26 protein-coding genes are annotated in these 26,863 nt (G+C 70.6%); 9 read left to right on the forward strand and 17 right to left on the reverse strand.

The window, feature by feature from the left end; translation table 11 throughout:
* The first annotated feature begins 93 nt into the window (after positions 1-93).
* Together LSF15_RS11620 and LSF15_RS11625 are read left to right on the forward strand one after the other, a co-directional pair.
* Positions 94-2,595, forward strand: a complete 2,502-nt coding sequence (locus LSF15_RS11620; protein ID WP_232498702.1) for a glycoside hydrolase family 2 protein — start codon at positions 94-96, stop codon at positions 2,593-2,595.
* Between the two features lie 18 nt (positions 2,596-2,613).
* On the forward strand, positions 2,614-2,817 hold the full coding sequence (locus LSF15_RS11625) for a hypothetical protein (RefSeq protein ID WP_232498703.1): 204 nt from the start codon (positions 2,614-2,616) through the stop codon (positions 2,815-2,817).
* 104 nt (positions 2,818-2,921) lie between these two features.
* Here the strand turns inward: LSF15_RS11625 and LSF15_RS11630 are convergent, their stop codons facing one another.
* The 9 genes from LSF15_RS11630 to LSF15_RS11670 form a co-directional block, all read right to left on the reverse strand.
* A complete protein-coding gene (locus LSF15_RS11630; RefSeq protein ID WP_232498704.1) occupies positions 2,922-3,851 on the reverse strand; it encodes a cation diffusion facilitator family transporter in 930 nt (309 codons plus the stop codon).
* A 67-nt stretch (positions 3,852-3,918) separates the two neighbouring features.
* Positions 3,919-4,704 carry a response regulator gene (locus LSF15_RS11635; protein WP_232498705.1) on the reverse strand — a complete coding sequence of 262 codons (786 nt, stop codon included), beginning with the start codon at positions 4,702-4,704 and terminating at the stop codon, positions 3,919-3,921.
* Positions 4,697-5,998: a sensor histidine kinase gene (locus LSF15_RS11640; RefSeq protein ID WP_443592067.1), complete on the reverse strand. Its 1,302-nt coding sequence runs from the start codon at positions 5,996-5,998 to the stop codon at positions 4,697-4,699. The genes LSF15_RS11635 and LSF15_RS11640 overlap by 8 nt, the downstream gene beginning before the upstream one ends.
* On the reverse strand, positions 5,998-6,813 hold the full coding sequence (locus tag LSF15_RS11645; protein WP_232498707.1) for an ABC-2 transporter permease family protein: 816 nt from the start codon (positions 6,811-6,813) through the stop codon (positions 5,998-6,000). Before LSF15_RS11645 ends, LSF15_RS11640 begins: the two co-directional genes overlap by 1 nt.
* A 50-nt stretch (positions 6,814-6,863) precedes the next feature.
* Positions 6,864-7,781 (reverse strand): ABC transporter ATP-binding protein, encoded by a 918-nt coding sequence (locus LSF15_RS11650; protein WP_232498708.1) that lies wholly within the window; start codon positions 7,779-7,781, stop codon positions 6,864-6,866.
* Between the two features lie 163 nt (positions 7,782-7,944).
* The gene (gene rdgB, locus LSF15_RS11655) at positions 7,945-8,565 is read right to left on the reverse strand and encodes an RdgB/HAM1 family non-canonical purine NTP pyrophosphatase (protein WP_232498709.1); all 621 of its coding nucleotides are present in this window, start codon (positions 8,563-8,565) and stop codon (positions 7,945-7,947) included.
* Positions 8,562-9,341, reverse strand: a complete 780-nt coding sequence (gene rph / locus LSF15_RS11660) for a ribonuclease PH (protein WP_232498710.1) — start codon at positions 9,339-9,341, stop codon at positions 8,562-8,564. The genes rdgB and rph overlap by 4 nt, the downstream gene beginning before the upstream one ends.
* Positions 9,338-10,189 (reverse strand): glutamate racemase, encoded by an 852-nt coding sequence (murI, locus tag LSF15_RS11665; RefSeq protein ID WP_232498711.1) that lies wholly within the window; start codon positions 10,187-10,189, stop codon positions 9,338-9,340. Before murI ends, rph begins: the two co-directional genes overlap by 4 nt.
* A gap of 11 nt (positions 10,190-10,200) precedes the next feature.
* Positions 10,201-11,067 (reverse strand): LysR family transcriptional regulator, encoded by an 867-nt coding sequence (locus tag LSF15_RS11670; RefSeq protein WP_232498712.1) that lies wholly within the window; start codon positions 11,065-11,067, stop codon positions 10,201-10,203.
* 68 nt (positions 11,068-11,135) lie between these two features.
* Between LSF15_RS11670 and LSF15_RS11675 the strand changes: the two genes are divergently transcribed.
* Together LSF15_RS11675 and LSF15_RS11680 are read left to right on the forward strand one after the other, a co-directional pair.
* Positions 11,136-12,047 (forward strand): EamA family transporter, encoded by a 912-nt coding sequence (locus LSF15_RS11675; protein WP_232498713.1) that lies wholly within the window; start codon positions 11,136-11,138, stop codon positions 12,045-12,047.
* 16 nt (positions 12,048-12,063) lie between these two features.
* Entirely contained in the window at positions 12,064-13,383 is a 1,320-nt protein-coding gene (locus tag LSF15_RS11680; RefSeq protein WP_232498714.1) for a nicotinate phosphoribosyltransferase, read from the forward strand.
* Between the two features lie 541 nt (positions 13,384-13,924).
* Here the strand turns inward: LSF15_RS11680 and LSF15_RS11685 are convergent.
* From LSF15_RS11685 to LSF15_RS11695, 3 genes are read right to left on the reverse strand one after another with little or no spacing between them, the layout of a single operon-like run.
* Positions 13,925-14,212: a DUF3039 domain-containing protein gene (locus tag LSF15_RS11685; protein ID WP_372459988.1), complete on the reverse strand. Its 288-nt coding sequence runs from the start codon at positions 14,210-14,212 to the stop codon at positions 13,925-13,927.
* Positions 14,213-14,233: 21 nt separating this feature from the next.
* A complete protein-coding gene (locus LSF15_RS11690; protein WP_232498715.1) occupies positions 14,234-15,808 on the reverse strand; it encodes a hypothetical protein in 1,575 nt (524 codons plus the stop codon).
* Positions 15,784-16,743, reverse strand: a complete 960-nt coding sequence (locus LSF15_RS11695; RefSeq protein ID WP_372459994.1) for an ABC transporter ATP-binding protein — start codon at positions 16,741-16,743, stop codon at positions 15,784-15,786. Before LSF15_RS11695 ends, LSF15_RS11690 begins: the two co-directional genes overlap by 25 nt.
* A 502-nt stretch (positions 16,744-17,245) precedes the next feature.
* Here LSF15_RS11695 and LSF15_RS11700 point away from each other — a divergent pair.
* On the forward strand, positions 17,246-18,097 hold the full coding sequence (locus tag LSF15_RS11700) for a hypothetical protein (protein ID WP_232498716.1): 852 nt from the start codon (positions 17,246-17,248) through the stop codon (positions 18,095-18,097).
* 284 nt (positions 18,098-18,381) lie between these two features.
* Positions 18,382-19,074: a phosphocholine cytidylyltransferase family protein gene (locus tag LSF15_RS11705; protein ID WP_232498717.1), complete on the forward strand. Its 693-nt coding sequence runs from the start codon at positions 18,382-18,384 to the stop codon at positions 19,072-19,074.
* Positions 19,075-19,147: 73 nt separating this feature from the next.
* Here LSF15_RS11705 and LSF15_RS11710 read toward each other — a convergent pair whose 3' ends face one another.
* The gene (locus LSF15_RS11710; RefSeq protein WP_232498718.1) at positions 19,148-19,687 is read right to left on the reverse strand and encodes an ECF transporter S component; all 540 of its coding nucleotides are present in this window, start codon (positions 19,685-19,687) and stop codon (positions 19,148-19,150) included.
* 84 nt (positions 19,688-19,771) lie between these two features.
* Here LSF15_RS11710 and LSF15_RS11715 point away from each other — a divergent pair, with 84 nt between their 5' ends.
* From LSF15_RS11715 to LSF15_RS11725, 3 genes are all read left to right on the forward strand, one after another.
* Positions 19,772-20,599: an ABC transporter permease gene (locus tag LSF15_RS11715; protein ID WP_232498719.1), complete on the forward strand. Its 828-nt coding sequence runs from the start codon at positions 19,772-19,774 to the stop codon at positions 20,597-20,599.
* Positions 20,599-21,366, forward strand: coding sequence for an ABC transporter ATP-binding protein (locus LSF15_RS11720; protein WP_232498720.1), 768 nt, complete (start codon positions 20,599-20,601; stop codon positions 21,364-21,366). The genes LSF15_RS11715 and LSF15_RS11720 overlap by 1 nt, the downstream gene beginning before the upstream one ends.
* Before the next feature lie 122 nt (positions 21,367-21,488).
* Positions 21,489-22,586 (forward strand): hypothetical protein, encoded by a 1,098-nt coding sequence (locus LSF15_RS11725; RefSeq protein ID WP_232498721.1) that lies wholly within the window; start codon positions 21,489-21,491, stop codon positions 22,584-22,586.
* Between the two features lie 30 nt (positions 22,587-22,616).
* Here LSF15_RS11725 and LSF15_RS11730 read toward each other — a convergent pair whose 3' ends face one another.
* The 4 genes from LSF15_RS11730 to LSF15_RS11745 form a co-directional block, all read right to left on the reverse strand.
* Entirely contained in the window at positions 22,617-23,915 is a 1,299-nt protein-coding gene (locus LSF15_RS11730; protein ID WP_232498722.1) for a CDP-glycerol glycerophosphotransferase family protein, read from the reverse strand.
* 100 nt (positions 23,916-24,015) lie between these two features.
* Positions 24,016-24,933 (reverse strand): glycosyltransferase family 2 protein, encoded by a 918-nt coding sequence (locus LSF15_RS11735; RefSeq protein WP_232498723.1) that lies wholly within the window; start codon positions 24,931-24,933, stop codon positions 24,016-24,018.
* A gap of 2 nt (positions 24,934-24,935) precedes the next feature.
* Complete coding sequence (locus LSF15_RS11740) at positions 24,936-25,748, reverse strand: CDP-alcohol phosphatidyltransferase family protein (RefSeq protein WP_232498724.1); 813 nt, start codon at positions 25,746-25,748, stop codon at positions 24,936-24,938.
* A gap of 5 nt (positions 25,749-25,753) precedes the next feature.
* Positions 25,754-26,809, reverse strand: a complete 1,056-nt coding sequence (locus LSF15_RS11745; protein WP_232498725.1) for a glycosyltransferase family 2 protein — start codon at positions 26,807-26,809, stop codon at positions 25,754-25,756.
* Positions 26,810-26,863: the final 54 nt, after the last annotated feature.

Raw genomic sequence — 26,863 nt, forward strand, 5'->3', positions numbered from 1 at the left:
CACACCCCCATCCGGCGACCCTGGCACGCTCGTGCCGCTCCCGGAGTTCGGCCGAGAACGCGATCCCCAGTGCGAGCTGCTGACGGTGGACCGATGACGCTCAACGCCTGGGAGCTGCGAGACCTGCCCATCGGCACGGGAGACCCGGCCGTGCTGAGCGCCGACGCCGGGGACGACTGGATCCCGGCCGTCATCCCCGGAGGCGTGCACGAGTCGCTCATCGCAGCGGGGCGCCTCGTCGCCCCGCTGGGCGGTGACCATCTCGACGAGGCGCGCTGGGTGGAGCACCGCGACTGGTGGTACCGCGCGCGTTTCATCGCACCGGATGCCGGACCTGAGGCATCCGTCGTGCTTGTCGCCGAGGGGCTCGACACGGTCGCCGACCTCTGGCTCGACGGCCGGCCCCTCGGCGGTCATCGCAACCAGTTCCGGCCGGCGAAGTTCGACGTGACCGACCGCCTCGGCGACCCAGGTGCCCATCACGTGCTCCTGGTGCGATTCTCTCCTCCGCTGCCGCCCGGCGATGCCGGCCTCGACAACGGGCTGTGGGGTGCGGCGCGCCAAGCGGCCGGGGTGCGCAAGGCATCGTTCTCGTGGGGGTGGGACTTCGCGCCCCGCCTCCCGTCGATCGGCGTCGCCGCTCCGGTGCGGCTCGACGCGCGTTGCGGAGCCCGGATCACCGGCCACCACGCGGTGACTTCCTTCCTTGCCGGCGATCACTCCCACGCTGAGGTCGCCGTGCGGGCCGAGATCGACACAATGGGTGCCTCGTGTCCGACCGTCGTCTTCATCCTTACCTCGCCGGGCGGCGTCATGCACCGCGCCGAGGCACCCGTCGTCGCGGGGGCCGCGAGGGCGACGATCGCGATTCGAGACCCCGAACTGTGGTGGACGCACGACCTCGGCGCCCCGGCGCTCCATCGCCTGGACATCGAACTGCGCGACGCCGACCGGACCCTCGACCAGATGGACGCCCGTGTCGGCGTGCGCACGATCGCTCTCGACCGCTCCGATGAGCCGGTCGAGGGCGGGCGCCTCTTCCGGTTCGTGCTCAACGGCGTGCCGCTGTTCGTCCGCGGGGCGAACTGGGTGCCGCCCAGTCCGCTGGTCGGGGCTCCCGCCGAGACGCTGCGTCGCGAGCTCGTCCTACGCGCCCGCGAGGGCGGGATGTCGATGCTGCGCGTGTGGGGCGGCGGCATCTACGAGCACGAGGCGTTCTACGACGCTTGCGACGATCTGGGCATCCTCGTCTGGCAGGACTTCATGTTCGCGTGCATGGCGTATCCCGGGGACGACCCCACGTTCGTGGCCGAGGTAGAGGCGGAGGCACGCCACCAGGTGCAACGTCTGCGCAGCCGCCCGTGCCTCGCGCTGTGGTGCGGCAACAACGAGGTTGAGGCGCTCGAACTCATCGGTCGCGCGAATGGCGCGCCCCCGCGAGAGTGGGGCGAACGCCTCTTCCACGACCTGCTGCCCGCGGTCGTCGCCGAGCTCGACGGGTCCACGCCGTACTGGCCGGGCAGCCCCTGGGGTGATCCAGCCTCCGCCGAGGTGAACGGGGTACGTGACGGCGACCGCCACGACTGGGAGGTCTGGCACGGCAACACGCTCGCGCCGTATTTCACCGGTGGCGACCGCGCATACCCGACCGACGGCGATCGCCGCCACTGGCGTCGCTACGCCGACGACACTGGCAGATTCGTGAGCGAGTTGGGCATCCTGGCCGCACCTGATCGCGCGACACTCGACCGGTGGATGCCGGGGGCGGAGCTGCACGACGAGACGTTCGATGCGCACCTGACCGATCGCCCGAACACCAAGGTCGAGGAGCTTCTCGCCGTGACGACGGGATTGCCCGCGGATCTCGACGAGTACATCTCGCTCACGCAGTCGTTGCAGGCGGAGGCGCTGCTCTTCGCGTACGAGCACTTCCGTCGCCGGCAGCCCCGCACGGCCGGCGCGCTCGTCTGGCAGCTCAACGACTGCTGGCCCGCGGTGTCATGGTCGATGCTCGACGTCGACGGCGTGCCCAAGGCGGCGTACTACGCCTTCGTGCGCGCTGCCGCGCCGCTCACGGTCAGCTTGCGCCCGACGGACGACGACGGCATTGAACTGTGGCTCGTCAACAACACCCGCGCACGACGGACCGTCGACGTCGACGTCGAACTCGGCACGTTCGACGGCGCCGAACGCCGCACGGAGCGTCTCACCGCGAGCGCTGATCCAGGCGAATCCCGAATCGTCTGGACCGGAAGCGTGCCTCACGACGCCCGGCACTACGCCTGGGCGTCGAGCCCCGACGGAACCTTCCCGTCTGCGCGTCGTCATTTCGCCGAGCTCGGTGTCCTCGAGCTCGGCGTGAGCCGCCTCGACGCGATCGCTGGCGATGGCGGGATAGATATCACGTCGCACGGGTACAGCTACGGAGTGCGCATCTCGCAGCCGGTGCCGGGCATGCGGCTGAGCGACAACCACTTCGACCTGCGCGACGGCGAACGCCGCCGCATCCAGGTCACCGGCGCCGACGCTTCGTCCCTGACCGTCACCGCCACCGTGCCCCACGCTCGAGCGGGTCTGAGCCTCGAGCAGGGCTGAGGAGGACCACTTGACCGAGTGGACGTCGAAGTCGATCGGGACCCGATCACGGTGGCTTGGTTCGGCCGGGCCGGCGACGGCGCCGCGAACATGCTCTACGAGGCCGCGCACGCGCAGGCCGCCTGGAGTCGCAGCCACGACTGGCCACCGCGAATCACCGCGTTCGGCGGGGAGCCGCTCATTCGACGGATCCTCGACCCCGACGGGCACCTCGCGTTCTGAAGCGAGCACCGGCACGGGGGCACTTCCCGGCGATGGAGGCGCCCGACGCCCTCATCGGCGACCTCCGGGCGTACTTCGCCCGCCTGCTCACCGTGTGACGCCGGTCACGGATGCTGCGGCTGCTCGCGCTCGGCGCGACCCGCGGGCTCGAGCTGGAACGTGGAGTGCGCGACGTCGAAGTGGTCGGCGAGGCATCCGCCGAGTTCATCGAGCAGGGCACCCGTTCCGCCGGACTCGAAGACCGATGGCTGGACCTCGATATGGGCGCTGAACACCGGGGAGCCCGACGTGATCTGCCACACGTGCACGTCGTGCACCGCGACGACTCCGGGGGCGCCGAGCAGGTGCTCGCGGATCTCGGCGACGTCGGTATCGGCGGGCGCCGATTCGAAGAGCACGTGCATCACGTCGCGCAGCAGTGACACCGCTCGCGGCACGATGAGCACTGCGATCGCTATCGACGCGATCGGGTCGGCGGCATCGAAGCCGGTGGCGACGATCACGACCGCCGCGACGATCACGAGCGCCGAGCCGATGAGGTCGCCGAGCACCTCGAGGTAGGCGCCGCGCATGTTGATCGAGTCCTTGGCGCCACCGCGCAGCACGAGCATCGCGGCGATGTTCGCGAGCAGTCCGAGCACGGCGACGACGAGCATCGGCACACCCTGCACCTCATGCGCCTCGCCCTCGGCGCCGCTGAGCAGGCGACCGATCGCCGAGACGGTCACCGACACCGCGACGACGATGAGGATCACCCCGTTCACCAGCGCGCCGAGCACCTCTGCGCGCCGGTACCCGTAGGTCTGGCGGTCGGTCGCCGGCCGCGCCGCGACCATCGCCGCGACGAGCGCGACCACGAGGCCGATGAGATCGCTCGCCATATGACCCGCGTCGGCGAGCAGCGCGAGCGAGCCGCTCAGGATGCCGCCGACCACCTGCACGAGCATGAACGCGCCGATGATCGCGATCGCCACCCGGAGCCGAGCGCGATTGGTCGCCCCGTGAGCGTGTGCGTGATCGTGCGAGTGCGCCATGTCCCTTCCAGCGTAGGCGCGGATGTCGCGTGCACGCCGTGTTGGGAATGAGTCGCGTTCTCAGCTGTCACATGCCGGGGTCGCCGGATGGCCCCTCGGCTCGCGGGCCGCCCGGGGCACCCGGGGTGACCACGCCGGTCTCGTAGCCGAGCATGACGGCGTGCACGCGGTCGCGCAGCCCGAGCTTCATGAGGACCCGGCTGACGTGCGTCTTCACCGTCGACTCCGCCAGGTAGAGCGTCGACGAGATCTCGGCATTGCTCAGGCCGCGCGCGATGGCCGTGAACACGTCGGCCTCCCGTTCGGTGAGCGCGGTGAGGCGCGGATCGTGGCGGCCCGGTCGGGCAGGGTGCGCGTCGGTCGCGGCGCGTGGTTGCCCCGGAGCGAGCGTGCCGTCGGCCGGCAGCTGGGCCCCGAACAGATCGAGCAGGCGTCGCGTGATGCGTGGCTCGACGATCGCGTCACCGGCGGCCACCGTGCGGATCGCGCTGACCAGTTCTGCGGGGGGCGCGTTCTTGAGCAGGAAGCCGCTCGCGCCGGCACGGAGCCCCGCGAACGCGTACTCGTCGAGGTCGAAGGTGGTGACGATGAGCACCCGGGTGGTCGCGGTGCGCGCGACGATGCGACCGGTCGCGGCGATCCCGTCCATCCCCGGCATCCGCACGTCCATGATCACGACGTCTGGCGCGAGCTCGGTCGCGAGTGCCACCGCCTGCGCCCCGTCGTCGGCTTCACCCACGACCTCGAGGTCGGGCTCGCTCTCGAGCACCATGCGGAATCCCAGCCGGATGAGCGGCTGGTCGTCGACGAGCAGCACGCGGAGGACCCCGGCAGCGTGCCGTTCGTCAGCCATCGCCCGCACCTGCTCCCGTGGCACCATCGCCGGCCGCGGTACCGGTCGCGCCATGCGGGAGCACCGCGCGCACGCGCCATCCGCCCGCGTCAGCCGGTCCGGCCTCGACCGTGCCGCCGAACACCGCTGCCCGCTCGGTCATGCCGATGAGGCCGCGGCCGGACCCGACCGTCACCGCCGCGGGCGTGCCCGTGCCGTCGTCGGTCACTGTCACGATCGTCGTCGTCGTCCCGTAGTCGATGGTGACGGCGACATGCTCCGCGTCGGGCGCGTAACGCAGCGCATTCGTCAGCGCCTCCTGCACGACGCGATAGACCGCGAGCTCGAGCGCGGCACTGGCGATCGGAGCACCGGTGACCGAGTACCGCACGGGGAGGCCGGCGGTGCGGAATCGGTCGACGAGGACGGCCAGATCCGCGTATCCGGGGGCGGGCTCGCGACGCTGCGCGGCGTCGGTCGACTCGCGGAGCACCGACAGCGTTCGGTGCATGTCCCGCAGGGCCGACCTGCCGGTGTCGGTGAGCTGCGCCAGCGCCCGCCGCGCGCCCGCCGGGTCGCGCTCGAGCGTCGCATCCGCCCCGTCGGCGAGCGTGATCATGACGGACAGGCTGTGCGCGACGATGTCGTGCATCTCGCCGGCGATGCGGCTGCGCTCGGCGAGGGTCGCGATCTGCGCCTGGCTGTCGCGCTCGCGAGCGAGCTGCTCGGCGCGTTCGGTGAGCGCACGCACCCGTTCGGCGCGCTGCCAAGTGTTGGCACCGAGCAGCACGCCGACGGCGTCGGCCATCGCGATGGTGAGGAGCACGACGGGGATATCGAAGGCGGTCGGCTCCCCGAGACTGGCGGCGAGCTGCGGAAGCCGCACGAAGAGGCTCACGACGGTCACCGCGAACGCCGCCGCTCCCGCGATCCAGCCCACGGTCGGCGAACGGAACGCCGCGACCGCGTACAACGCGATCGGCACGGCGAGGATGAGGTTCGACTGCGCCGAGAACGTGACGACCGTCGTGAGCAGCACGACCGCGACGAGCACGGTGAGCGGCGCCCGACGCCGGAACAGCAGCGCGACGGCCGTGCCGGCGATCGTGACGACGTCCCAGACCGTGACTGCGGCTTGACCGGCAGCGACCTCGGAGGCGAGCGTCGCGGCGACGATCGCCGTGAAGACGAGCGAGACCGCCACGTCGACGAGCCACGGTCGCGCCCGGAGGAAGCGCCGCGGGGCGCCGGCGGGCGGGGACCCATCGGCCGACGGGACGTGTGCCCGATCAGCCGAGGGACCCCGCATGGCCATCACACGTCTCGTCTCTTGAAGGGCATTCCGCCCAGGACTGCCGCCCCTGCGGTCCACCCGAGGAGGACGAGTCCCCCGGTGACGATCGGCTGCCAGCCGACCTGGGCTGCGGATTGGAACAGCATCATACCCGCGGAGCTCGGCAGCGCTGCGGCGACGGTCGCGCCGATGCCGGGAATGATCGGAACCAGCGCCGGCGCGAACACGAGCAGGCCGAGCACGACGCCCATCGCCGCCGCGGTGCCGCGGAACAGTGATGCGATCGCGGTCGACAGGACGGCGATGAGGCCGAGGAACACTGCTCCGCCGGCGAGCGACTGGAGCACTTCCGCGTCGAAGAACGACGAGTCGAGCCCGAGTCCGGCGAGCGCCGGCTGCACGATGAGCACGGCCGCGGTTCCGACGACGAGCGCGATCAGGACGCCGATGCTCGCCGACACGAGGAGCTTCGCCGCGTAGACGGGAGTGCGCCGAGGCACCGCGGCCAGTGTCGTGGCGAGCAGACCGGTGGCGCGCTCGGGGCTCACGGCGAGCACCCCGAGGATCGCGACGAGTGCGTACGCGAACATGAAGGCGAGGCCCAGGACACCGACGCTCGGCGTCGCGCCGTAGTTCTCGGTGACGAGGCCGTTGGGGTCGGGGACGTCCGCCGCGGGCGCGAGCAGGACGAGGTAGAGGATGCCGACCGCGAAGAGCAGGGTGACGGCCAGGGTGAGGGCGGCCGTCCAGTACGTCGAGCGGACGGTCCCGGTCTTGATCCATTCGGAACGGATGACTCGCGCGAAGGTGACGCGCGGCGCGATCGAGGTGGACATGGGGCTGGATCTCCTGGGTTCTCGTGGTTCCGGTGCGTGGGTCCGGAACATCATCGGGTCGCCGCCGGGACCGCCTGGTACTCCAGCGCGGCGTCGGTCAGCGAGAGGTAGGCCTCCTCGAGGGAGGCGGTGCGGGTTGCGAGCTCGTGCAGGAGCACGCCGCGATCGCGGGCGACGGCGGCGATCGTCGCGGCATCGAGCCCGGTGATCTCGAGCTCCCCCGGGGCCACGCTCGTGACCGTCACCGCGGGGGCGGCGAGCGCGGCAGCCAGTCGGTCGGCGTCCGGGGTCTTCACTCCGACGCGTGTCGCGCCGACTCCGGCGAGCACCTGCTGCATGGGCGCGTCGGCGATGAGGCGGCCGCGGCCGATCACGATGAGATGGTCGGCGGTCTGTGCCATCTCGCTCATGAGGTGCGACGAGAGGAACACGGTGCGGCCCTCGGCGGCGAGCGCGCGCAGGAAGTGGCGCACCCACATGATGCCATCCGGGTCGAGTCCGTTGATCGGCTCGTCGAGGACGATGGTCTGCGGGTCGCCGAGGAGTGCGGCGGCGAGGCCGAGGCGCTGCGCCATTCCCATCGAGTACGAGCCGACGCGTCGCTTCGCGACGCCCTCCATTCCCGTGAGATGCAGCACCTCGTCGACCCGCGCACGCCCGAAGCCGTGGGTGGCGGCGAGCGCGCGCAGGTGCGCACGCGCGGTGCGGCCGGGGTGGACGGCACCGGGACCGAGGAGCGTGCCGACCTCGGTGAGCGGGGCGGCGTGGTCGGCGATCGGCCGCCCATTCACCCTGGTTGTTCCGGACGTGGGCCGGACGAGGCCGGCGATGGCCCGCATGGCCGTCGACTTCCCGGCGCCGTTCGGTCCGAGGAACCCGGTGACGGTACCGGGGCGAACGGTGAACGACAGGTCGTCGACCGCGGTCGTGGCGCCGAAGCGCTTGGTGAGATGTTCGACTTCGATCATGATGATCGACGGTTCCCTTCGAATCGGATGCCCCACCGGGAGGTCCCGGGCGGGAGTTCGTGATTCGAAGGTAGGAAGCGGGGTCGCCGACGTCGTCAGTCCACCGTGCCGAGATCGGGTCGCCGTGGTACCGCGGGAGGAGTCCCGGGGTGCCGTCTTCGGGTCAGCCGGCGAGCTGGGCGGCCACTCGCTCGAGCTCGGGCATGAGTGCGGCGAACGCGCGGGCCCGGTGGCTCTGTTCGTCCTTCTGCTCGGGCCGCAGCTCGGCTGACGTGACTTCGAGCCCTTCGGGCTCGAAGATCGGGTCGTAGCCGAACCCGTGCGATCCGCGCGGCTCGTAGGCGAGGTTGCCGCGCCAGCGGCCCTCGGCGACGAACTCGTGCCCGCCGGGCAGCACGGTGTCGGGCACGACGAGCGCGATGGTGCACCGGAACTCGGCGCCCCGGTGGGGGCGGCGGATGTCGGCGACCTGGTCGAGCAGCAGGCGCACGTTGGCCTCGTCGCCGGCCGCCGACCCGGCCCACCGTGCCGAGAAGATCCCGGGGGCGCCGCCCATGACGTCGACCACGATGCCCGAGTCGTCGGCGAGGGCGATGCGGCCGGTGTGAGCTGCCGCCGTGCGCGCCTTGATGAACGCGTTCTCGGCGAACGTCAGCCCTGCTTCGACCGGCTCGGGCCCGTCGTACGCCAGCACCGAGGCCTGCGGCATCCGATCGCCGATGATGCGCTGGAACTCGCGCACCTTCTTCGCGTTGTGGCTCGCGAGCACGAACTCGAGGCTCATGCGCCCGCCACAGCCTCGGCGCTCGCGGCGAGCGCGGCGACCTGCAGGCGTGTGAGCTCGTCGGTGCCGGCGAGGGCGAGGTCGAGCAGCGCGTCGAGCTCACGCCGGTCGAACGGCGCGGCCTCGGCCGTGCCCTGCACCTCGACGAACAGCCCGCGGCCGGTGGCGACCACGTTCATGTCGGTCTCGGCACGCACGTCTTCGGTGTAGGCGAGATCGAGCATGGGCGTGCCGTCGATGATGCCGACCGAGACGGCCGCGACGGTGTCGATGAGCGGCTTGGCCTTCTGGCCGATGAACTTCTGCTCTCGGGCCCACTCGATCGCATCGGCGAGCGCGATGTAGGCGCCCGTGATGGCGGCCGTGCGGGTGCCCCCGTCGGCCTGCAGCACGTCGCAGTCGATCTGGATCGTGTTCTCGCCGAGTCCCTTCATGTCGACCACGGCGCGCAGGCTGCGGCCGATGAGCCGGCTGATCTCGTGCGTGCGACCGCCGATGCGCCCCTTCACCGATTCGCGGTCGTTGCGGGTGTTCGTCGAGCGCGGCAGCATCGCGTATTCGGCGGTGACCCACCCCTTGCCCTTGCCGGTCATCCAGCGCGGCACGCCGTTCGTGAACGACGCGGTGCACAGCACCTTCGTGTTGCCGAACGAGATGAGCGCACTGCCCTCGGCGTGGGCGCTCCAGCCGCGTTCGATGGTGACCTCGCGCAGTCGGTCGGGCGTGCGCCCGTCGGCGCGCACGATGGTCGTGGGGGTTACGGATGCCTCGGTCATGCGGTTTCGCTCTCCTGTCGAAGCTGTTCGCGGTCGGGGATGGTGAGGGCGCCGGTGTGCACGAGTTCGACGCTCGGGATCTCGGGGGCGATGAGCCGGTGCGCAAGGTCGAGGAACGCGCTCGTCGAGTCGCCCGTGGCCTCGTAGCGGTAGGTGGGCGGGGTCGATGCGCGACGCTCGAGCCCGGTCGAGACGAGCACGCGGTACACGTCGTTCGCGGTCTCGACATCGCTCGAGACGAGCGTGACCTCTTCGCCCATGACGTACGAGATCGCGCCCTTGAGGAACGGGTAGTGCGTGCAGCCGAGCACGAGGGTGTCGACGTCGGCGGCCTTCAGCGGGGCCAGGTAGTCCCCCGCGACGGCCAGGAGCTCGTCACCCGTGGTGATGCCCGCCTCGACGAACTCCACGAATCGCGGGCACGCCTGCGAGAAGAGCTCGAGGTGCGGCGCCGCGGCGAACGCGTCGTCGTAAGCACGCGAGCCGATGGTGCCCGCGGTGCCGATGACGCCGACCCTGCCGGTCTTCGTGGCCGCGACTGCTCGGCGCACCGCCGGCTGGATCACCTCGACGACCGGCACGTCGTAACGCTCGCGGGCATCGCGCAGCATCGCCGCCGAGGCCGTGTTGCACGCGATCACGAGCATCTTCACGCCCTGCGCGACGAGGTCGTCGAGCACGGCCAGCGCATAGCCGCGCACGTCGGCGATCTTCTTGGGGCCATACGGCGAGTGCTCGAGGTCGCCGACGTAGAGGATCGACTCGTTGGGCAGCTGGTCTTTCACCGCCCGGGCGACGGTGAGCCCGCCGACCCCGGAGTCGAAGATCCCGATCGGTGCGTCCGTCACGACATCCAAGCTTAGGCGAGTCCGGACCCGTCGTAAGCGGCCCGGAGGGCGCGGGCCACCCGCGAGGCGAACGGATGCCGGTACCGGCGGTGCCACGCGAGGCGCACCTCGATCGGCGGGGCGTCGTCGATCGGGACGAACACGACGCCGGGGCGCGGATAGTGATGCGCAGTGCCCTCGGCCGTGACGCCGATGGCGTCACCCGCGGCGATGAGGTCGAGCCATTCCTCGACGTCGCCCGTCTCGGTCATCCGGGGAACGGCGAGCCCCACCGACGTCCAGAGCCCGGCCGACGTCGTTCCCGTGTGCCGGTCATGGGCGACCACGAACGGCAGGAGGTCCGCGAGCCCGACCGACGATCGGTCGGCCAGAGGATGGTCGATGGGGACCGCAACGACCCTCGGCTCGCTGCCGACGAGCTCGGAATCGAGCTCGGGGTCGACGCCGTGACGCAGCACCGCGAGGTCGACCAGCCCGTCGGCGAGGCCGCCGTCGCGGCGGTTCAGCCGTACGAGTCGCATCGGGCTGTCGACGTGCGCCCGGTTCCAGGCGCGGAGCACCGGGGTCGTGTGCGCACCCAGCGCGGCCCACTGGTACCCCACGCGGATCACCGAACGCTCGCCGCGGACGGCGGCGACCGCGCGGTCGAGCTCGGCCAGCACCCGCCGCGCGGTCGCAGCGAACGACGTGCCCGCCTCGGTGGGCTCGACCCGCCGGGTGGTGCGGTGCATCAGCCGGGTTCCGAGGTCGTGCTCGAGGGCGGCGAGGGACCGGGAGACCGCTGCCTGCGACATCCCGAGGATGTCGGCCGCCGCCGTGAAGGACCGCTCGTCGTCGACGGTCACGAGCACTCGGAGTTGGCGCACTTCCACATCCATGCTCCCAGCGTATCAATCAGCACCGATTGCATTTCTGCTTGCACGAATTCGCGCGTAGCGTGGCGAACATGTCACGGGATCCACTCGCCGCAGCAGCCGTCGTCGGCGGTGCCGCATCGGTGCAGATGGGCGCCGCGATCGGGGCCACGATCTTCCCGCTCGTGGGTCCTGCCGGAGTGGTCGCCCTGCGCCAATCCGTCGCGGCCGTCGCGCTGCTCGCGGTGTCCCGGCCACGACTGCGCGACCTGACGTGGCACGGCGTGCGACCGGCGCTGCTGCTCGGCCTGGTGCTGGTCAGCATGAACCTCGCGATCTACGGCGCCATCGAGCGTATCGGGCTCGGGCTCGCGGTCACCCTCGAGTTCCTCGGCCCGCTCGCGCTCGCGCTCGTCGGCTCGCGCCGGCGGCTCGACCTCCTGTGCGCCGCCGTGGCGGGCCTCGGAGTGGTGCTGCTCACCGGCACCGTGCCGGGCATCGACCTCGTCGGCATCGGCCTCGCGCTCGTCGCCGCCGCGTCGTGGGCGGCCTACATCGTCCTCAGTCGCCGAGCGGGACGCACGCTGCCGGGCGTGCAGGGCACCGCGCTCGCGAGCGTCCTGGCGGCCGTCGTCACGTCGCCGCTCCTCGTCCTGGCGGTCGCGGGGCTCGCCCCCGACGAGCTACTGCACGTGGCGGTCATCGGGCTGGCGATCGGCATCCTCTCCTCCGCGCTGCCCTACTCGATCGACCAGGTGGTGCTTCGACGGCTCCCCCAGCAGTTGTTCAGCGTCCTGCAGAGCGTGCAACCGGCGGCCGCCGCGCTGGCCGGACTCGTCGTGCTCGGGCAGACGCTCGGCGTCTGGCAGGTCGTCGGCCTCGCACTCATCTCCGTGGGAAACGTGATCGCCGTCTGCCGTCGAGCGCCGATCACCGCCGACGTCGAGCGGCCGCGACGGCGACGTTCGCCCCGCCCGTCACGTCGGCCGATCGCCGAAACCTGACCACTAGGCTGACCGTGTGACCGGCTCAGCTGCGCTCTTCACCGACCGATACGAACTGACCATGGTCGATGCCGCCCTGCTCGACGGCACCGGCCGCCGCGAGAGCCTCTTCGAGGCGTTCGCGCGGCGCCTGCCCGACGGGCGCCGTTACGGCGTCGTCGCCGGCACCGGGCGGCTGCTCGAACTCATCTCGCAGTTCCGGTTCGGAGATGCCGAGCTCGAGTGGCTTCGCGAACACGAGATCGTGCGGCCGGCGACCATCGACTGGCTCGCCGACTATCGCTTCAGCGGCGACATCTGGGGGTACCGCGAGGGCGAGGCCTACTTTCCGGGCTCACCCCTGCTGACCATCCAGGCGACGTTCGCCGAGGCCGTCATGCTCGAGACCATCGTGCTCTCGACCCTCAACTACGACTCCTCGGTGGCGAGCGCCGCCGCCCGCATGGTGTCGGTCGCGCTCGGCCGCCCGATCGCCGAGATGGGCTCGCGGCGCACCGGCGAGCGCTCGGCGGTCGCCGCGGCCCGCGCGGCCTACATCGCCGGATTCGACGCGACCTCGAACCTCGAGGCGGGCCGCAGTTGGGGCATCCCGACGATGGGCACCGCGGCGCACGCGTTCACGCTGCTGCACGACAGCGAAGAGGCTGCGTTCCACGCCCAGGTCGAGGCCTTCGGGCCGAAGACCACGCTGCTGGTCGACACGTACGACATCGCCCAGGGTGTCGAGACCGCGGTGCGCGTGGCCGGCACCGAGCTCGGCGCGGTGCGCATCGATTCGGGCGACCTGCCCACCGTCGTCGCATCGGTGCGTCACCAGCTCGACTCGCTCGGCGCAGTCGACACGCGCATCACGGTCACGAGCGACCTCGACGAGTTCACGATCGCCGGCCTCTCGGGTGCACCCGTCGACGCCTACGGCGTCGGCACTTCGGTGGTCACCGGCTCGGGCCATCCGGCCGCGGGCATGGTGTACAAGATCGTCGCCCGCCGCGACGACGCCAGCGAGTGGGTTTCGGTCGCGAAGTCCTCGAAGTCGAAGGCGAGCGTCGGCGGGCGCAAGAACGCCGCCCGCCGCCTCGATGCCACCCGCACCGCGCGCGAGGAGATCGTGTTCGTGGGCGATGGCCCCGACGGCGAGGCCGAGTTCGAGGCCGGTGACCGGCTGCGCCCGCTGATGGTGCAGCTCATGTCGAAGGGCGAGCCCGACCCGGCCTTCCTCGGCCACGACGGCACCGAGGCGGCACGGGCTCACCGTGCCGAGGTCATGCAGGAACTGCCCATCGAGGCGTTCCGGCTCGGTCGCGGCGAACCCGTGATCCCGACGACATACCGCTGACGCGGCGGTCGTGATCTCCCATTCACACCGCAGGGCCTTCGCGCGTTCAGCCGACTGCCGACGACGGATGTCCCGGGCCGCATCCTCCCCGCGAGCGCGGTGCTCGACGACGCTGCATCGCCCCGAAGCCGTTCGCCGAACTGCTGCGCTTCCACCGGTTCATCATGGAGTTGCCGCTTGGCGAACGACTTCGGAACTGGGCCGATCTCGTCGCGAGTCACCCTTCTACGACCAGCCGCACGTCATCCGCGCCTTCCACCGGTTCAGCGGCTACACGCCGGCCGAGTACGTCGCGAGAGTCGCCGAGTTCGGACCGGATGCCGCGAGCTTCGTTCCCCTCGAGGAGGTACCGCGTCACGCCTCGGCGGGCGGGTGAAGTTCGTACAATCGATACAACGTCGTGACGTTCTCGGTCATGGGGATGATCGTCGGCGCCATGCAGCGCACCTGAATCTGATTGCTCCGGTCGAGCAGCGCCGCCGAAGGCGAGGCGTCGCGCCGTCGAGGAGCGCCCCCTGAAGGCGAACGTGTATCGAGACCCCTACCCGGCCTTCAGCCGCTCGTAGATCTCTTTGCACGTCGGACAGACGGGGAACTTCTCGGGGTCGCGCCCCGGGGTCCACTTCTTGCCGCAGAGTGCCTTCACGGGCTTGCCCGTCAGCGCCGACTCGAGGATCTTCTCTTTCTTCACGTAGTGCGAGAAGCGCTCGTGATCACCGGGTTCGATCGCCTCGTCTTCGAGGAGTTTCTCGAGCTCGCGGTCGAGGACCGACGTGCCGCCCCCCGGTGCATCGGGGTCGGCGATGCTCATTCGCACGGTGTGGATCATGCGCTCGATTCTACGCGGGACTCACGCGCGCAGAGCCGCTGCGAGCATCTCGGGACCCCGGGCTGCGAACACGCGACCGCCGTACCAGACTCCGAAGGCGAGCACGAGCACTCCGAGGCCGACGCCGGCCGCGAACGATGCCGCGTGCCACGCCGGGTCGACGAAGAGCCCGAACGCGCCGAACACCCCGGCCGGGAGCGCGATGAGCAGTGCTCCGAACATGGCGAGCGTTTGCACGAGGGCGGTGATGGTGCCCGACGACTGCGGTTGCTGGAACGGACTGTCGCCCGGCTTGACGACCGGGTACGGGAGTCGGGCCGAAGTGATCGAACCGATGCCGAGCCCGCCGAGCAGCAGTGCCGTGCTGACGCCCAGGAGCGACGGCAGGAGGCGCCAATCGTTGAGAATGAACACCGTCACGGCACTGCCGAGCCCGATCACGACGATGCCGGCGATGAGCACCGGGATGAGCCGCCCGACGCGGTCGGAGGTTCCGCGAACGCCCGATGCCACGTGCAGCCAGATCGCCGTGGAGTCGTAGGCGATGTCGTTGTGCAGGCTCCAGCCGAGGAACAGGCAGACGAGCGGTACCGGGATGAGCCACAGGTAGAACTGGGGTACGCCTGCGAGCGCGAGCGGGATCATGACGAGCAGCGGCGCGATCGGCACCATGACGAACGACACCCAGTAGCGTGCGTCGCGGAACCAGTAGGTGATGCCACGGGCTGCGATTGCGCCGGTGGCGCCCTGGGGCATCCGGTCGAACCAGCCGAGCCCGCGGTAGCTCCTGCTCGAGGCCTCGCGCCCGGGCGTCACCAGCATCTTCGCGACGAGCGCCCGCCAGGCCAGCCAGATGACCCAGAGCGTCGCCGCGGCGATGAGGAATTTGAGGATCGACGCGCCCCACTGCCCCTCGGCCGCGTCGCCGGGCACCGCGAACGCGGCGCCGAGCGGGGTCCATCCGAGCACGTCGGCGAAGTCGCCGAGCAGGGTGAGCCCGGAGTTCGCCCAGTCGAGCGTGGCCAGCCCGACGACGATCGGTGCGGCCATCACGATGAGGAGCAGGCCGACCACGCCCATCACCTCGCGGGAGCGTCGCGTCGCGAGCAGGAACGAGGCGAGCGACGTGGTCACCCGGGCGATGAGCAGGCAGGTGCCGAACGCGAGGGCGGCCGAGAGGATCGCGAGCAGCGTCTCGGCGAAACCGCGCGACCACGTGACGACCGTGCCGAGCAGCACGATCCCGAGCACGAGCGCCGGAATGCCGATCAGCGCGGCGACGGCCAGCCCGAGCGCGAGCGTGCGGTCGGGCAGTGCGAAGAATGCGAACCGCCTCGGGTCCATGGTGTCTTCACTGCCGAACACGAGCGGGAGCACGATGAAGCCGATCACGGTCGCCGAGCCCGCCACGATGAGGACGTCGCGCACGATCGCGACGTCGTCGACGAGGCGCAGGCCCACGAGTGCGAAGAACAGCAGCGCCGCGAGCCCGAGCCCGTAGACGAGGCCGACGACGATGCCGACGACCTGCCAGGTGCTGCGACGGAAGATATTCGCCAGTAGGCGCAGTTTCAGTCGGAGAAACTGTGCAACCATTCCATGCCTTCCGCAGCCTTGCGTCCGCCCGCGAGCTCGACGAACCGTTCTTCGAGGGTCTGACCGGCGCGTACCTCGTCGAGGGTGCCCGAGGCGAGCACGCGTCCGCCGACGATGATCGCCGCAGAGTCGCAGACCCGCTCGATGAGGTCCATGCCGTGGCTCGAGAGCACGACGGTGCCGCCGCCGGCGACGTATCGCTCGAGGATCTCGGTGAGGTTCGCCGCCGAGACCGGGTCGACCGACTCGAACGGCTCGTCGAGCACGAGCAGCCGCGGCGAGTGGATCATGGCGCACGCGAGCGCGATCTTCTTCGTCATGCCCGCCGAGTAGTCGGCGACCAGCCGATCGACGGCGTCCTCGAGTCCGAACGCGGCGATGAGGTCGGCGCTGCGCTCGCGCACGGTGCGGGTGTCGAGGCCGCGCAGCACGCCCGAGTAATAGAGCAGCTGGGCGCCCGTGAGCCGGTCGAAGAGCCGAAGCCGATCGGGCAGCACCCCAGTCGCGCGCTTCGCGGCGCGCGGGTCGGCCCAGGCGTCGACGCCGTTGATGCTGACGGCGCCGGCATCGGGGCGCAGCAGCCCGGTGACCATCGACAGTGTCGTCGTCTTGCCGGCCCCGTTGGGGCCGACGATCCCGAAGAAGGAGCCGGCCCGCACGTCGAGGCTGATTCCGTCGACGGCCGTGTTCTCGCCGAAGCGCTTCACGAGCCCCGTGATCGACAGCACCGTCGGCGCGTCGGCCGCCGGTGCTGCTCGCGCCACGCGCAGCGACCGCTTCTTGCGCGGGGCACTCTGCTTTGGTGCGGGGATGACCGCGACGGCTTGCGCGCCGGTCGCGGATGTCTCTTCGACGGGCGATGCCTCCTCGACCGGCGGCACCTCATCGACGGACGGCACCTCCTCGACGGACGATGCCTCCACGACCGGCGACACCTCCTCGACCGGCGGTACCTCCTCGACGGACGGCACCTCATCGGCCGGCGATGCCTCCCCGACCGGCGGCACCTCATCGACGGACGATGTCGCCTCGACGGAGGGCGCTGCGAGCGCGGCTTCGGCTGCGACCGCCGCGGCCAGCGCGGCGGCAGTCGCTCGATCGATGGAGTCGGATCGAGCGGACCGTTCGGCCTGCTCGGTGTCTGCCACCGTTCGGACGGGATCGTCTTCCACGACCACGTCATCGTCGATGGTCAGTTCGGCGTCAACGACAGGGGCTGCCTCAGCGACAGCGGCGGTGTCGGTGACAGGGGCTGCCTCAGCGACCGCGGCGGTGTCGATGACAGGGGCGGTGTCGGCGACCGCGGCGTCGACCACCGGTGCCGCCTCGTCGACCCCCTCCGGCTCGCCGGCCGCGACATCATCGACCGCGGGCGCAGTCTCAGCCTCGGGCGCGGGCGTTGCCCCGACCTCGGCAGGTCGCGGCGTTCGCTCGGTGGTGATCTCGTCGATCTTCGACGCCGCCACCGCACCGGCGACGACGGGCGGCTCGTTCGCCACTGCGGCGATCGTCTGGTCGGCGGGGCGCTTCGAGGGTCGCTCGGCCGCCGTGGTCTCGGTGGTCAGTGCCGCCGCGGTGCGCTGCTGGCGCTGCGCCGACGCGGCCGTCGTCGCCCGGCTGCGCGCCGCGGGCGTGCTCGCCGTGCTCCTGGTGGCCGAAGCTCGGGAGGTGCGCGCGGCCTTCGCCGCCTCACCACGCGTCGCCGCCGCGCCCGCCGATGCCGTACGCGAAGCGGGGGTGCGCTTCGACGCGGGCTTGGGCGTGTCGGCATCGACCGCCTCGGCGGCCGAGGCGCTCTTGCGCGCGGCCGTCGACACCTTCGCCGCCGCAGCCTTCGCCGCCGCGTTCTTCGCAGCGGCAGCCGACTTCGCCGCGCTCGTGCGCGTCGACGCGGCACGCGCCGTGCTCGCGGGCTTCGGGGTCGACGACGTCGTGTCGCCGTTCGATGCCGTAGTGTCGCCCTTCGCCATGCTCGCGTTCGCCTTCGTCGTGCGCGGCTTCGCAGCAGACGATTTCGCTGCACCCGGCTTCGCTGCACCCGGCTTCGCAGCGGTCGGCTTCGCAGCGGTCGGCTTCGCGGCCGGCGTCTTCGCAGCGGTCGACCTCGCGGCGGCCGGCGTCGTGTCGGCGGGTTTGGCGGCCGCCGGCTTCGCGGCGCTCGACCGCAGCGCGCGGGACTTCGCCGCGGCGGTGCGCGGGCTCGATGCTGGACTGCCGGACTGGCCGGACCGGGATCCCCGCTGGTCGGACACCCCCGTGCCAGTGCCTTCGGCAGCCTCGTCGTCGTGATCAGGGCGCGAAACGGAAGTCACCCAAGACAACCTACCAACGACGGGCGGCGAATCGCTGCTCCCACGGCCGGACGAGCGGCTCGGTAGGCTGGGCATTGTCTGTGCGAAGTATCACGATCCCACTACGACGTCGGTCGCGCGCTCGTCGGCCGCGAGGGTCCCCCGGTATCCTGATGTGCGGCATAACGGCGTGTCCACATGTGAACTTCCGGGTGAACCGCAGGCGAACTCTCCTCATCGAGAGTGACGCGGCGGGTCATCCGCACCACCGAAGGAGATGCAGTGACCACCCAGATCGTGATTCTCGCAGCCGGCATGGGAAGCCGACTCGGGCGTTCCCTCCCCAAGCCGCTCACCGAACTCAGTGACGGCCGCACCATCATGCGCCAGCAGTTCGACAACATCGAGCACGCGTTCGGCGCCAATGCCAACGTGACCATCGTCGTCGGGTACAAGCTCGAGCACATCATCGAGGCGTTCCCGCAGGCATCGTTCGTCTACAACGAGGAGTACGACCAGACGAACACCTCGAAGAGCCTCATGCGCGCGCTCGCGGCGTCGCAGTCCGGCGGCGTGCTGTGGATGAACGGCGACGTGGTCTTCGACCCTCGCATCCTCGACCGTGCGCTGCCGTTCGTCGCGCGCGACCAGTCGTTCGTCACGGTCAACACCTCGAAGGTCTCCGACGAAGAGGTGAAGTACACCACGAGCGCCGAGGGCTACATCAAAGAGCTCTCGAAGACCGTCAAGGGCGGCCTCGGCGAAGCCGTCGGCATCAACTACATCGCGAGCCGCGACAAGGCCACCTTCCTCGCGCACCTGCAGCGCGTCGGCGACCAGGACTACTTCGAGCGCGGCCTCGAGCTCGCGATCGAGAAGAACGGCCTCCTCATCGAGCCCATGGACATCTCAGACCTCTACGCGGTCGAGGTCGACTTCGCCGAAGATCTCGAGCGCGCGAACCACTTCGTGTGACCTGCACCACAGCGCACAGCTGAGAAGAGCGGATGCCCCGGGGCATCCGCTCTTCTCGTTCGTTCGCGGCCGCTCAGGTGAGGCTTCTGGCGACGCCCGCCCGGCTGAGTGAGGCCGCGATGACGCGGCCGAGCCAGGTGAAGACGACGGGACTCAGCGCGAACAGCGCGAGGTAGAGCGCCCAGAACCACGGCGCGTAGTGTTCGGGGCCGAGGGCGATGAACGTGCCGGCCGCCAGCACGAGGCCCGACCCCGCTGCCGCGATGTAGTAGAGCCAGGGCGACCAGTTCTTGTAGCGGGTCACGAAGAACGGCAGCTCGAGCAGCGCACCGACGAGCAGGCCGGTGGCGAGGAAGCGCAGGATCCACTGCGGCGCGAATGCGGCGCCGACGAGGCCCGCGATGAATCCGGTGAGGATGCCGACACCGGGGCGTCTCAGCAGCGCGAGGGCGACGGCGCTCGGCAGGAAGTGCGAGCCGATCGTGATGCCGTAGAGCATCGGGGCGATTCCTGCGATGAGACCGGCGAAGTAGCCGGCTCCCGCGGCGAAGAGTCCGCCACCGACGCCGATGGCCGCGCAGCTGAGGATCACGCGGGTGCTGGTGGCGCGCACGACGCTCCTTTCGACTGGGCTCGGCAGGTCGCCACCCGTCAGCTTCAAACCTACCCCGGCTCGGCATCTACGATGAGAGGCGTGATGAGCACGGCAACTGTCGCGTACGGCGATGCGCATCCGCTGCAGCGCACCCCGCTGGCGCGGTACCGTCATGCCCTGTGGCTGCTCACCACTCGCGACCTCAAGGTGCGGTACTCGACGTCGGCGCTCGGGTATCTCTGGTCGGTGCTCGACCCCCTCGTCATGGCGGGCATCTACTGGTTCGTGTTCACGCAGGTCTTCCAGCGCCCGGTGGGCACCGAGCCGTACATCGTGTTCCTGCTGTCCGCGCTGCTGCCGTGGATGTGGTTCAACGGCGCCGTCTCGGACTCGACGCGGGCGTTCCTGAAAGACGCGAAGCTCATCCGTTCGACGAAGATCCCCCGCACGATCTGGGTGAACCGCATCGTGCTGTCGAAGGGCATCGAGTTCCTGCTCGCGCTTCCGGTGCTCGCGCTGTTCGTCATCGTGTTCTTCGTCATCGACCGCGGGGCGTCCGTGCACTGGGAACTCGCGCTGTTCCCCCTCGCGATCCTGCTCCAGGCGATCCTCACCGCCGGGGTCGCGCTCATCGTGGCGCCGCTCGTGGTGTTCTTCCGCGACCTCGAGCGCGCCGTGAAGCTCGTGCTGCGCTTCCTCTTCTACGCGTCCCCGATCATCTACGGCGTCACCGATCTGCCGAGCCAGCTGCACTTCTGGGCGGCGTTCAACCCGCTGTCGGGCATCTTCGGGCTCTATCGGGCCGGCTTCTACCCCGACGAGCTCGAGTGGTTCAACGTCGCGATCGCGGCCGTGATGTCGGTGGCGCTCCTCGCCGTCGGACTCTGGGTGTTCCGTTCGACCGAGCGCCAGGTGCTGAAGGAGATCTGATGACCGCATCGACTGCCATCGCACCGGTCACGCACGCGATCCGAACCGAGGGTCTGGGTGTGCGGTTCCGGCGCAACCGCCGCGGCCGCCGCTCGTTCAAGGACCTGCTCTCGGGTCGACGACGCAGAACGCGTCCGGGCGAATTCTGGGCGCTGCGCAACGTGTCGATCGAGGTTCGCCCCGGCGAGGCGATCGGCGTCGTGGGCCGCAACGGCCAGGGCAAGTCGACGCTGCTGAAGCTCGTCGCAGGTGTCATGCTGGCCGACGAGGGCACGGTCGAGGTGTCGGGCGGCGTGGCGCCGCTCATCGAGATCACCGGCGGCTTCGTCGACGACCTCACTGTGCGCGACAACGTGTACCTGACGGCGGGGCTGCATGGCATGACCCGATCGCAGATCGACGCCAAGTTCGACGAGATCATCGGCTTCGCCGACATCGGCGACTTTCTCGACACCCCCTACAAGCACCTCTCGAGCGGCATGAAGGTGCGCATCGCCTTCGCGGTGATCTCGCAGCTCGAAGAGCCGATCCTGCTGGTCGACGAGGTGCTCGCGGTGGGCGACAAGGCGTTCCGCGAGAAGTGCTACAAGCGCATCGACGAGATGCTCGCGGGCGGCCGCACGCTGTTCTTCGTGTCGCACAACGAGCGCGACCTGCGCCGCTTCTGCTCGCGCGGACTCTATCTCGACAAGGGCGCGCTCGTGCTCGATGCGCCCATCGACGAGGTGCTCGACCGGTACAACGCCGATCATGGGACGCCTTCGTAGCACGGAACACTGCCCAACACGGAACGTCTGCGCGGCACATGACATCCGCTGAGCGGTCAGCGCAACCGCTGTGCGCGCCGACCCGTCGGCGTTCCACCAGCAGCCTCCCGTATCATCGCGACATGGCCGACCGCGTCCACAAGATCACCTCGCTGGGTGGCGATGCGCCGAGCGCCGAGCAGCCGGCACAGCCGCACGCGGAGCACGATGCACCCCCTCAGACCCCGCCGCGCCCCGGTCGCACCGCGCAACCCGACGAGGGCCGTGCACACGGCGTGGAACGCGCCATCGACCTCGCGCTGTCGGTGCAGCGGCCCGTCGTCGTGGCGCACCTGCGGGGCATCCGCCGGCGCGTGCCGAACGCGACGCCCGACCAGCTCATCCGCATCCTCGAGCGCCGCTACCTGACCGCGGTCACCACGGGCGGCGCCGCCGTCGGCGCGACCGCGGTCATCCCTGGTATCGGCACGGGAGTGACGTTGGCACTGTCGGGTGTCGAGACCGCCGGGTTCCTCGAGGCCACCGCGCTGTTCGCGCAATCGGTGGCCGAGGTGCACGGAATCCCCGTCGACAATCCCGAACGCGCTCGTGCCCTCGTGATGACCCTCATGCTCGGGCAGGAGGGCAGCGACCTCGTGCGCCAGTTCGCCGGGCAGGCCACGGGCTCGGGAACCCCGCTCAACACCTACTGGGGCGAACTCGTGACCAACACGCTGCCGAAGGCGATGATGGGCACCGTCGTCGACCGCCTGCGCAGCGTGTTCATCAAACAGTTCGCGGTGCGGGGCGGCGCGGGATTCATCGGCAAGGCGATCCCGTTCGGCATCGGCGCGGCCATCGGTGGCATCGGCAACAACGTGCTGGGCCGGCGGGTGCTCGTGCAGTCGCGTCTCGCGTTCGGGCAGGCGCCGATGATCCTGCCGATCGATCTCGAACCGCGCGAGCGCGATGCGATGCTGCGTGCGACGGGCGTGCGGATGTCCCGTGCCGGCACCGCCGTCGGCGGCGCCGTGGGTTCTGCCGCGGTCGCCACCACCCGTGGCATCCAGGCGGCCGGGCGTGCCGCCGGACGGGCCGCGCGCGGGGCGATCACGAGGAAGAGGGGCGACGCACGCGCGAGTGGGGTGCCCGAGGCCGGCGCGGCGGTGGCCGAGGCGCCCGAGGCCCAGGCACCCGAGGCGGAGGTACGCGAGTCGTCCGCCACCGGCACCGACGGCTGAACGGGTCGACCGGCAGGCTCGCCGATGCGATCAGCCGACCGCTTCGGCGTCCTCCTCGGCGTCGGCCTCGACGTCGTGCTCGTCGATCTCGCCGTCGCCCGCGTGCAGCGCCGCGAACCGCTCCCACTCGGCCATGAGGTGGTCGATCGCCGCGTGGAACCGCGCGGTCGTGACCCCGGGGGTCGTGTCGCCGAAGTACCGCTCGACCCAGAACCCGAGCCGCGCGAGCGCCTCGGCGTCATGGGCGACCTCGTCGATGCGGGCGACCATGGTCGCCGCATCGGTGGCGTCGAGCCACTCGCACGCCTGCAGGTAGCCGCCCGTGTCGATCTCCGCCGCCGGATTCGCCGGGCGGGTGATGAGCAGCGGCCTGCCCGCCGCAAGGCGGTCGTAGACCATCGCCGAGATGTCGACGATCGCGACGTCGGCGGCGGCGAGCTGCCAGCCGAGCTTCGGTCCGTTGTCGAAGATGTGGTGCGCCGACGGGTCGGCGGCGTTCGCCGCGGCGAGCGCCGCGATGATGGCCTCGTTGGCCGCTCCGTAGGCGGGATCGACGACTCCCGAGCGGGGGTGCGGGCGGTAGATCACCCGGTGCCGACCCGTGGCGAGCAGTCCCCGCACGAGGCCGACCCCGTGCGACGCGATCGACCCGTAGGCGGCGGCATCGCGGTCGCCCTCCCAGGTGGGGGCGTAGAGCACGACGTCACGGTGGTCGGGTGTGTACGGCAGCGGCGATCCGTCGAGGTAGTGGTCGGCCTGCGGCCGCCCGATCGGAATGGCGCGCTTGTCGAAGTCGTAGTCCCAGAGCACCTTGTCGAGTCGCGACCTGGCCGCGTCGCCCGCGATGAGGGCGTAGTCGTAGGCCTTGAACTGGTTCGTGGTCATGTACATCTTGTCGGACTCGCCGTGGTTGATGAACACGTGCCAGCGGCGCCCGTACCGCATCATCTGGAAGTTCTTGGCGTTCTGGTTGACATACAGGATCACGTGCAGGTCCTGCTCGTGGATCACCCGCTCGAGGTCGGCGACGCGGCGCACGTAGGCGACCGGCAGCGGCGACTCCTCGAGCAGCTTCAGCGCTGCGCCCGACGCGCGGCTCAGGATGAGCACGGGGTGGCGCTCGGCCAGTGCGACGAGGGGGGCGTACCACTGCCGCAGTTGGTAGAGATTGACCCGGCCGTCGGCGAAGTAGACACCGACGCGGAAGCGGTGGGGCTCGAAGTCGGGCCGGTCGGCGAGCTTCACGCCGAGCGTGCGCTGCGCGCGCCGCGACCACATGATGTCCTTGGCGAGCTTCACGGCGCGACGCGCGTCTTTCCTCAATCCCACCGTCCAAGGGTAACGGGCGCTGCTCCTCCGGTGGATTGAGGAGGCGCGCCAGCGCCTCCTCGACCCACCGCCTTCGTCGCTCCTCAACCCGCGGAACGCGTCAGACGATCGGCGGCCGCCCGGCTCGGGCCATGCGCCAGACGGTGCGCCAGGACATCGGGCGTCGCTCGCCCGGATGCTCGCGCCAGCCGGCACGCCAGCCGCCGAACCACGCCCTCAGGGCCGAGGGGTTGCGCGCCCAGCGCAGCACCTGGATCACGGTCCACGAACCGACGTAGAGGGGCATCAGGACGGCCGGCAGGTTGCGTCGCGCGAGCCACACCCGATTGCGGGCGTTGAGCCGGTAGTAGTAGTCGTGCCTGGTCTGGTCGATGACCGGATGCCCCGCCTCGAGGTCGCCCGCGTACCACGCGACGTGGCCCGTGTCCCACACCCGCCACGCGAGCTCGATGCCCTCGTGGGCGTAGAAGAACGGGTCGGCCCATCCCCCGGCCGCGTCGAAGACCGGGCGCGGCATCAGCACGGCGCCCTCCCAGCACGAGAACACGTTGCTCGAGTGCGCGGCGTCACCCTTGCGGATGCGCGGGATCCAACGGCGCGGCGAGACGAGCCCCGTCGGGTCGACGACACGCGGCTGGATCAATCCGAGCTCGGGCCGATCGGCGAGCATGCGGCATCCGTCGGCCAGGAACGTCGCGCTCGGAAGGAACGCGTCGTCGTCGAGGAAGAAGAGCACATCGCCCTCGACCGTGGGAACGCCCCGGTTGCGACCGGCAGGGATGCCGAGATTCTCGGGCAGGTGCAGCGCCTTCACTCCGGCGGGCAGCGGTGGCTCGGCCGTCGCCGGATCCCAGCCGTTGCCGACGCACACGATGTCCGTCGCGACGCCGCGCTGGTCGAGCACGCTGCGGATGCCCCGGGCGAGGTCATCTGGCCGCCTGCCCATGGTGAGCACGACCACGCCGACACGGGGCGTGTCGGGGACGTGGGCGACATGCGACGGGTCAGTGGCTGCCATGATCAGGCGCGGACACGGCGCGACGCCATGATCGCGACGAAGTGCCCGAACACGGCGAGAACCGCGAGCGGCAGCAGCACCACGACGACCAGCCGGTCGACGAAGGGCTGGCCGACGAACAGCCCGATGACGGCGGCCGCCAGAGCGATGAGCGTGAGCTCGACGGAGTGGTACAGGCGGTGGAACGGCACGAACCGGGCCGCCTTGCGCAGCGCGGCCACGAGCCCGCCGCGGGGAGCGGTCTCGCCGTGCGTGTCGGCGAGCTTCGGCAGGCCGGCGTTCGCCCGGGCGACGTGCACCATGTCGTTGAGCGCCTTGTTGAGCACGATGACGAGCGCGAGCAGCGCCGCGAGGGTCGTCCACAGGAAGTCCGCGGGGAACTCGAGCGGGTAGGCGGCGGCGCGGATACCGAGCGCGAGCGGGATCAGCGCCTCGGTCGAGTAGTGGCCGACCTTGTCGAGGAAGACGCCTGCCGGCGACGACGTGCGGCGCCAACGCGCGACCTCGCCGTCGCAGCAGTCGACGAGCATCTGCAGCTGGCCGAGCACCACCGCGAGCAGCGCGCCCCAGATGCCGGGGATGAGCAGGGCCGCCGCCGTCGACCAGCCCACGAGGATCATGAGCCCCGTGACCCCGTTCGCCGAGATGCGGGTCTTCAGCAGCATCCACGTGAGGTACGGCGAGAGGTTGCGCAGGTAGAGCGACGCCGTCCAGTGCTCGGCGTTGCGGCGCCCTCGCACCTCGGGGGGCTGGGTGACCGCTCGAAGCTCGGCGATGCTCGACGGCCTCGTCGTGACCGGTTCGGCCTGTGACATCCGCGTCACCTTCCCGTGTGCCTGGCGATGTTGCTCGTCAGCGAGAGGTAGCCGAGCACGAACCCGACGCCCCACGAGACATGTATGCACGGCAACACTACGAGAAACCGGGCGGCGGTGCTGGCGCCCCGGCCTCGTGCGGCGATGAGCGTCGCGACGACGACGAAGATCAGGTAGACGACGGGGATCGCGAACCCGATGAGCAGCCACGGCGTCGCCCCGGCGAGTGCCTGGATGACGCCCCCGATTCCGGCGAGCAGGCCGAGCACGACGCCGACGACCATGAGCGGCGGGATGAAGTACCGGATGCCGTTCGCCGCGGGGAACCGCCGTGCGAGCTCGCCCCGCCACAGCCCGGTCGAGAGCATCTGGCGCGCGAGCCGGTCGAAGGTCGAGCGTGGACGATAGGTGACCGCGAGCTCGGGCGTGAACCAGACGGTGCCACCGGTCTCGCGAAGGCGGCGATTGAGCTCCCAGTCCTGGCCCCGCTTGATGCTCTCGTCGAACAGGCCGACGCGCTCGAGCGCGTCACGACGGAAGACCCCGAGGTACACGGTCTCGGCCGGCCCCTCGTCGCCGCCGACATGGAAGGCCGAACCGCCGAGGCCCACCCGAGTCGTGTAGGCGAGCGCGACCGCGCGCTCGAACGGCGTCTCGCCGCGAGCGTCCATGATGCCGCCGACGTTGTCGGCGCCCGTGCGCTCGAGCGTGTCGACCGCGATGCGGGCGTAGCCGCTCGGCAGCATCGAGTGCGAGTCGACGCGCACGACCACGGGGTACCGCGCGGCACGGATGCCGATGTTGAGGCCGGCAGGCGTCGACCCGACCTCGTTCTCGAGCACCCGGATGCGCGCATCGCGCGACGCGAGGTCGGTGACGAGTTCGTTCGTGCCGTCGATCGACGGGCCGAGCGCGATGAGCACCTCGACGGGGCCGGTGTAGTCCTGCCCGAGGATCGACTCGACTGCCGCACGCACGTGCGTGGCGTCGTTGAGCACGGGCATGACATAGGAGACGCCGACGAGCGACGGGGAGGCCGTCTCAGGGTGGTGCTCGGGCATGTTCCTCACTCGTGCTGGGGTCGATCGAGCCTAGCAGTCGAGGCGCCCGCAGAC

This window comes from Agromyces humatus (assembly GCF_021228295.1).
In the GTDB taxonomy this organism is placed as follows: Bacteria; Actinomycetota; Actinomycetes; order Actinomycetales; family Microbacteriaceae; genus Agromyces; species Agromyces humatus.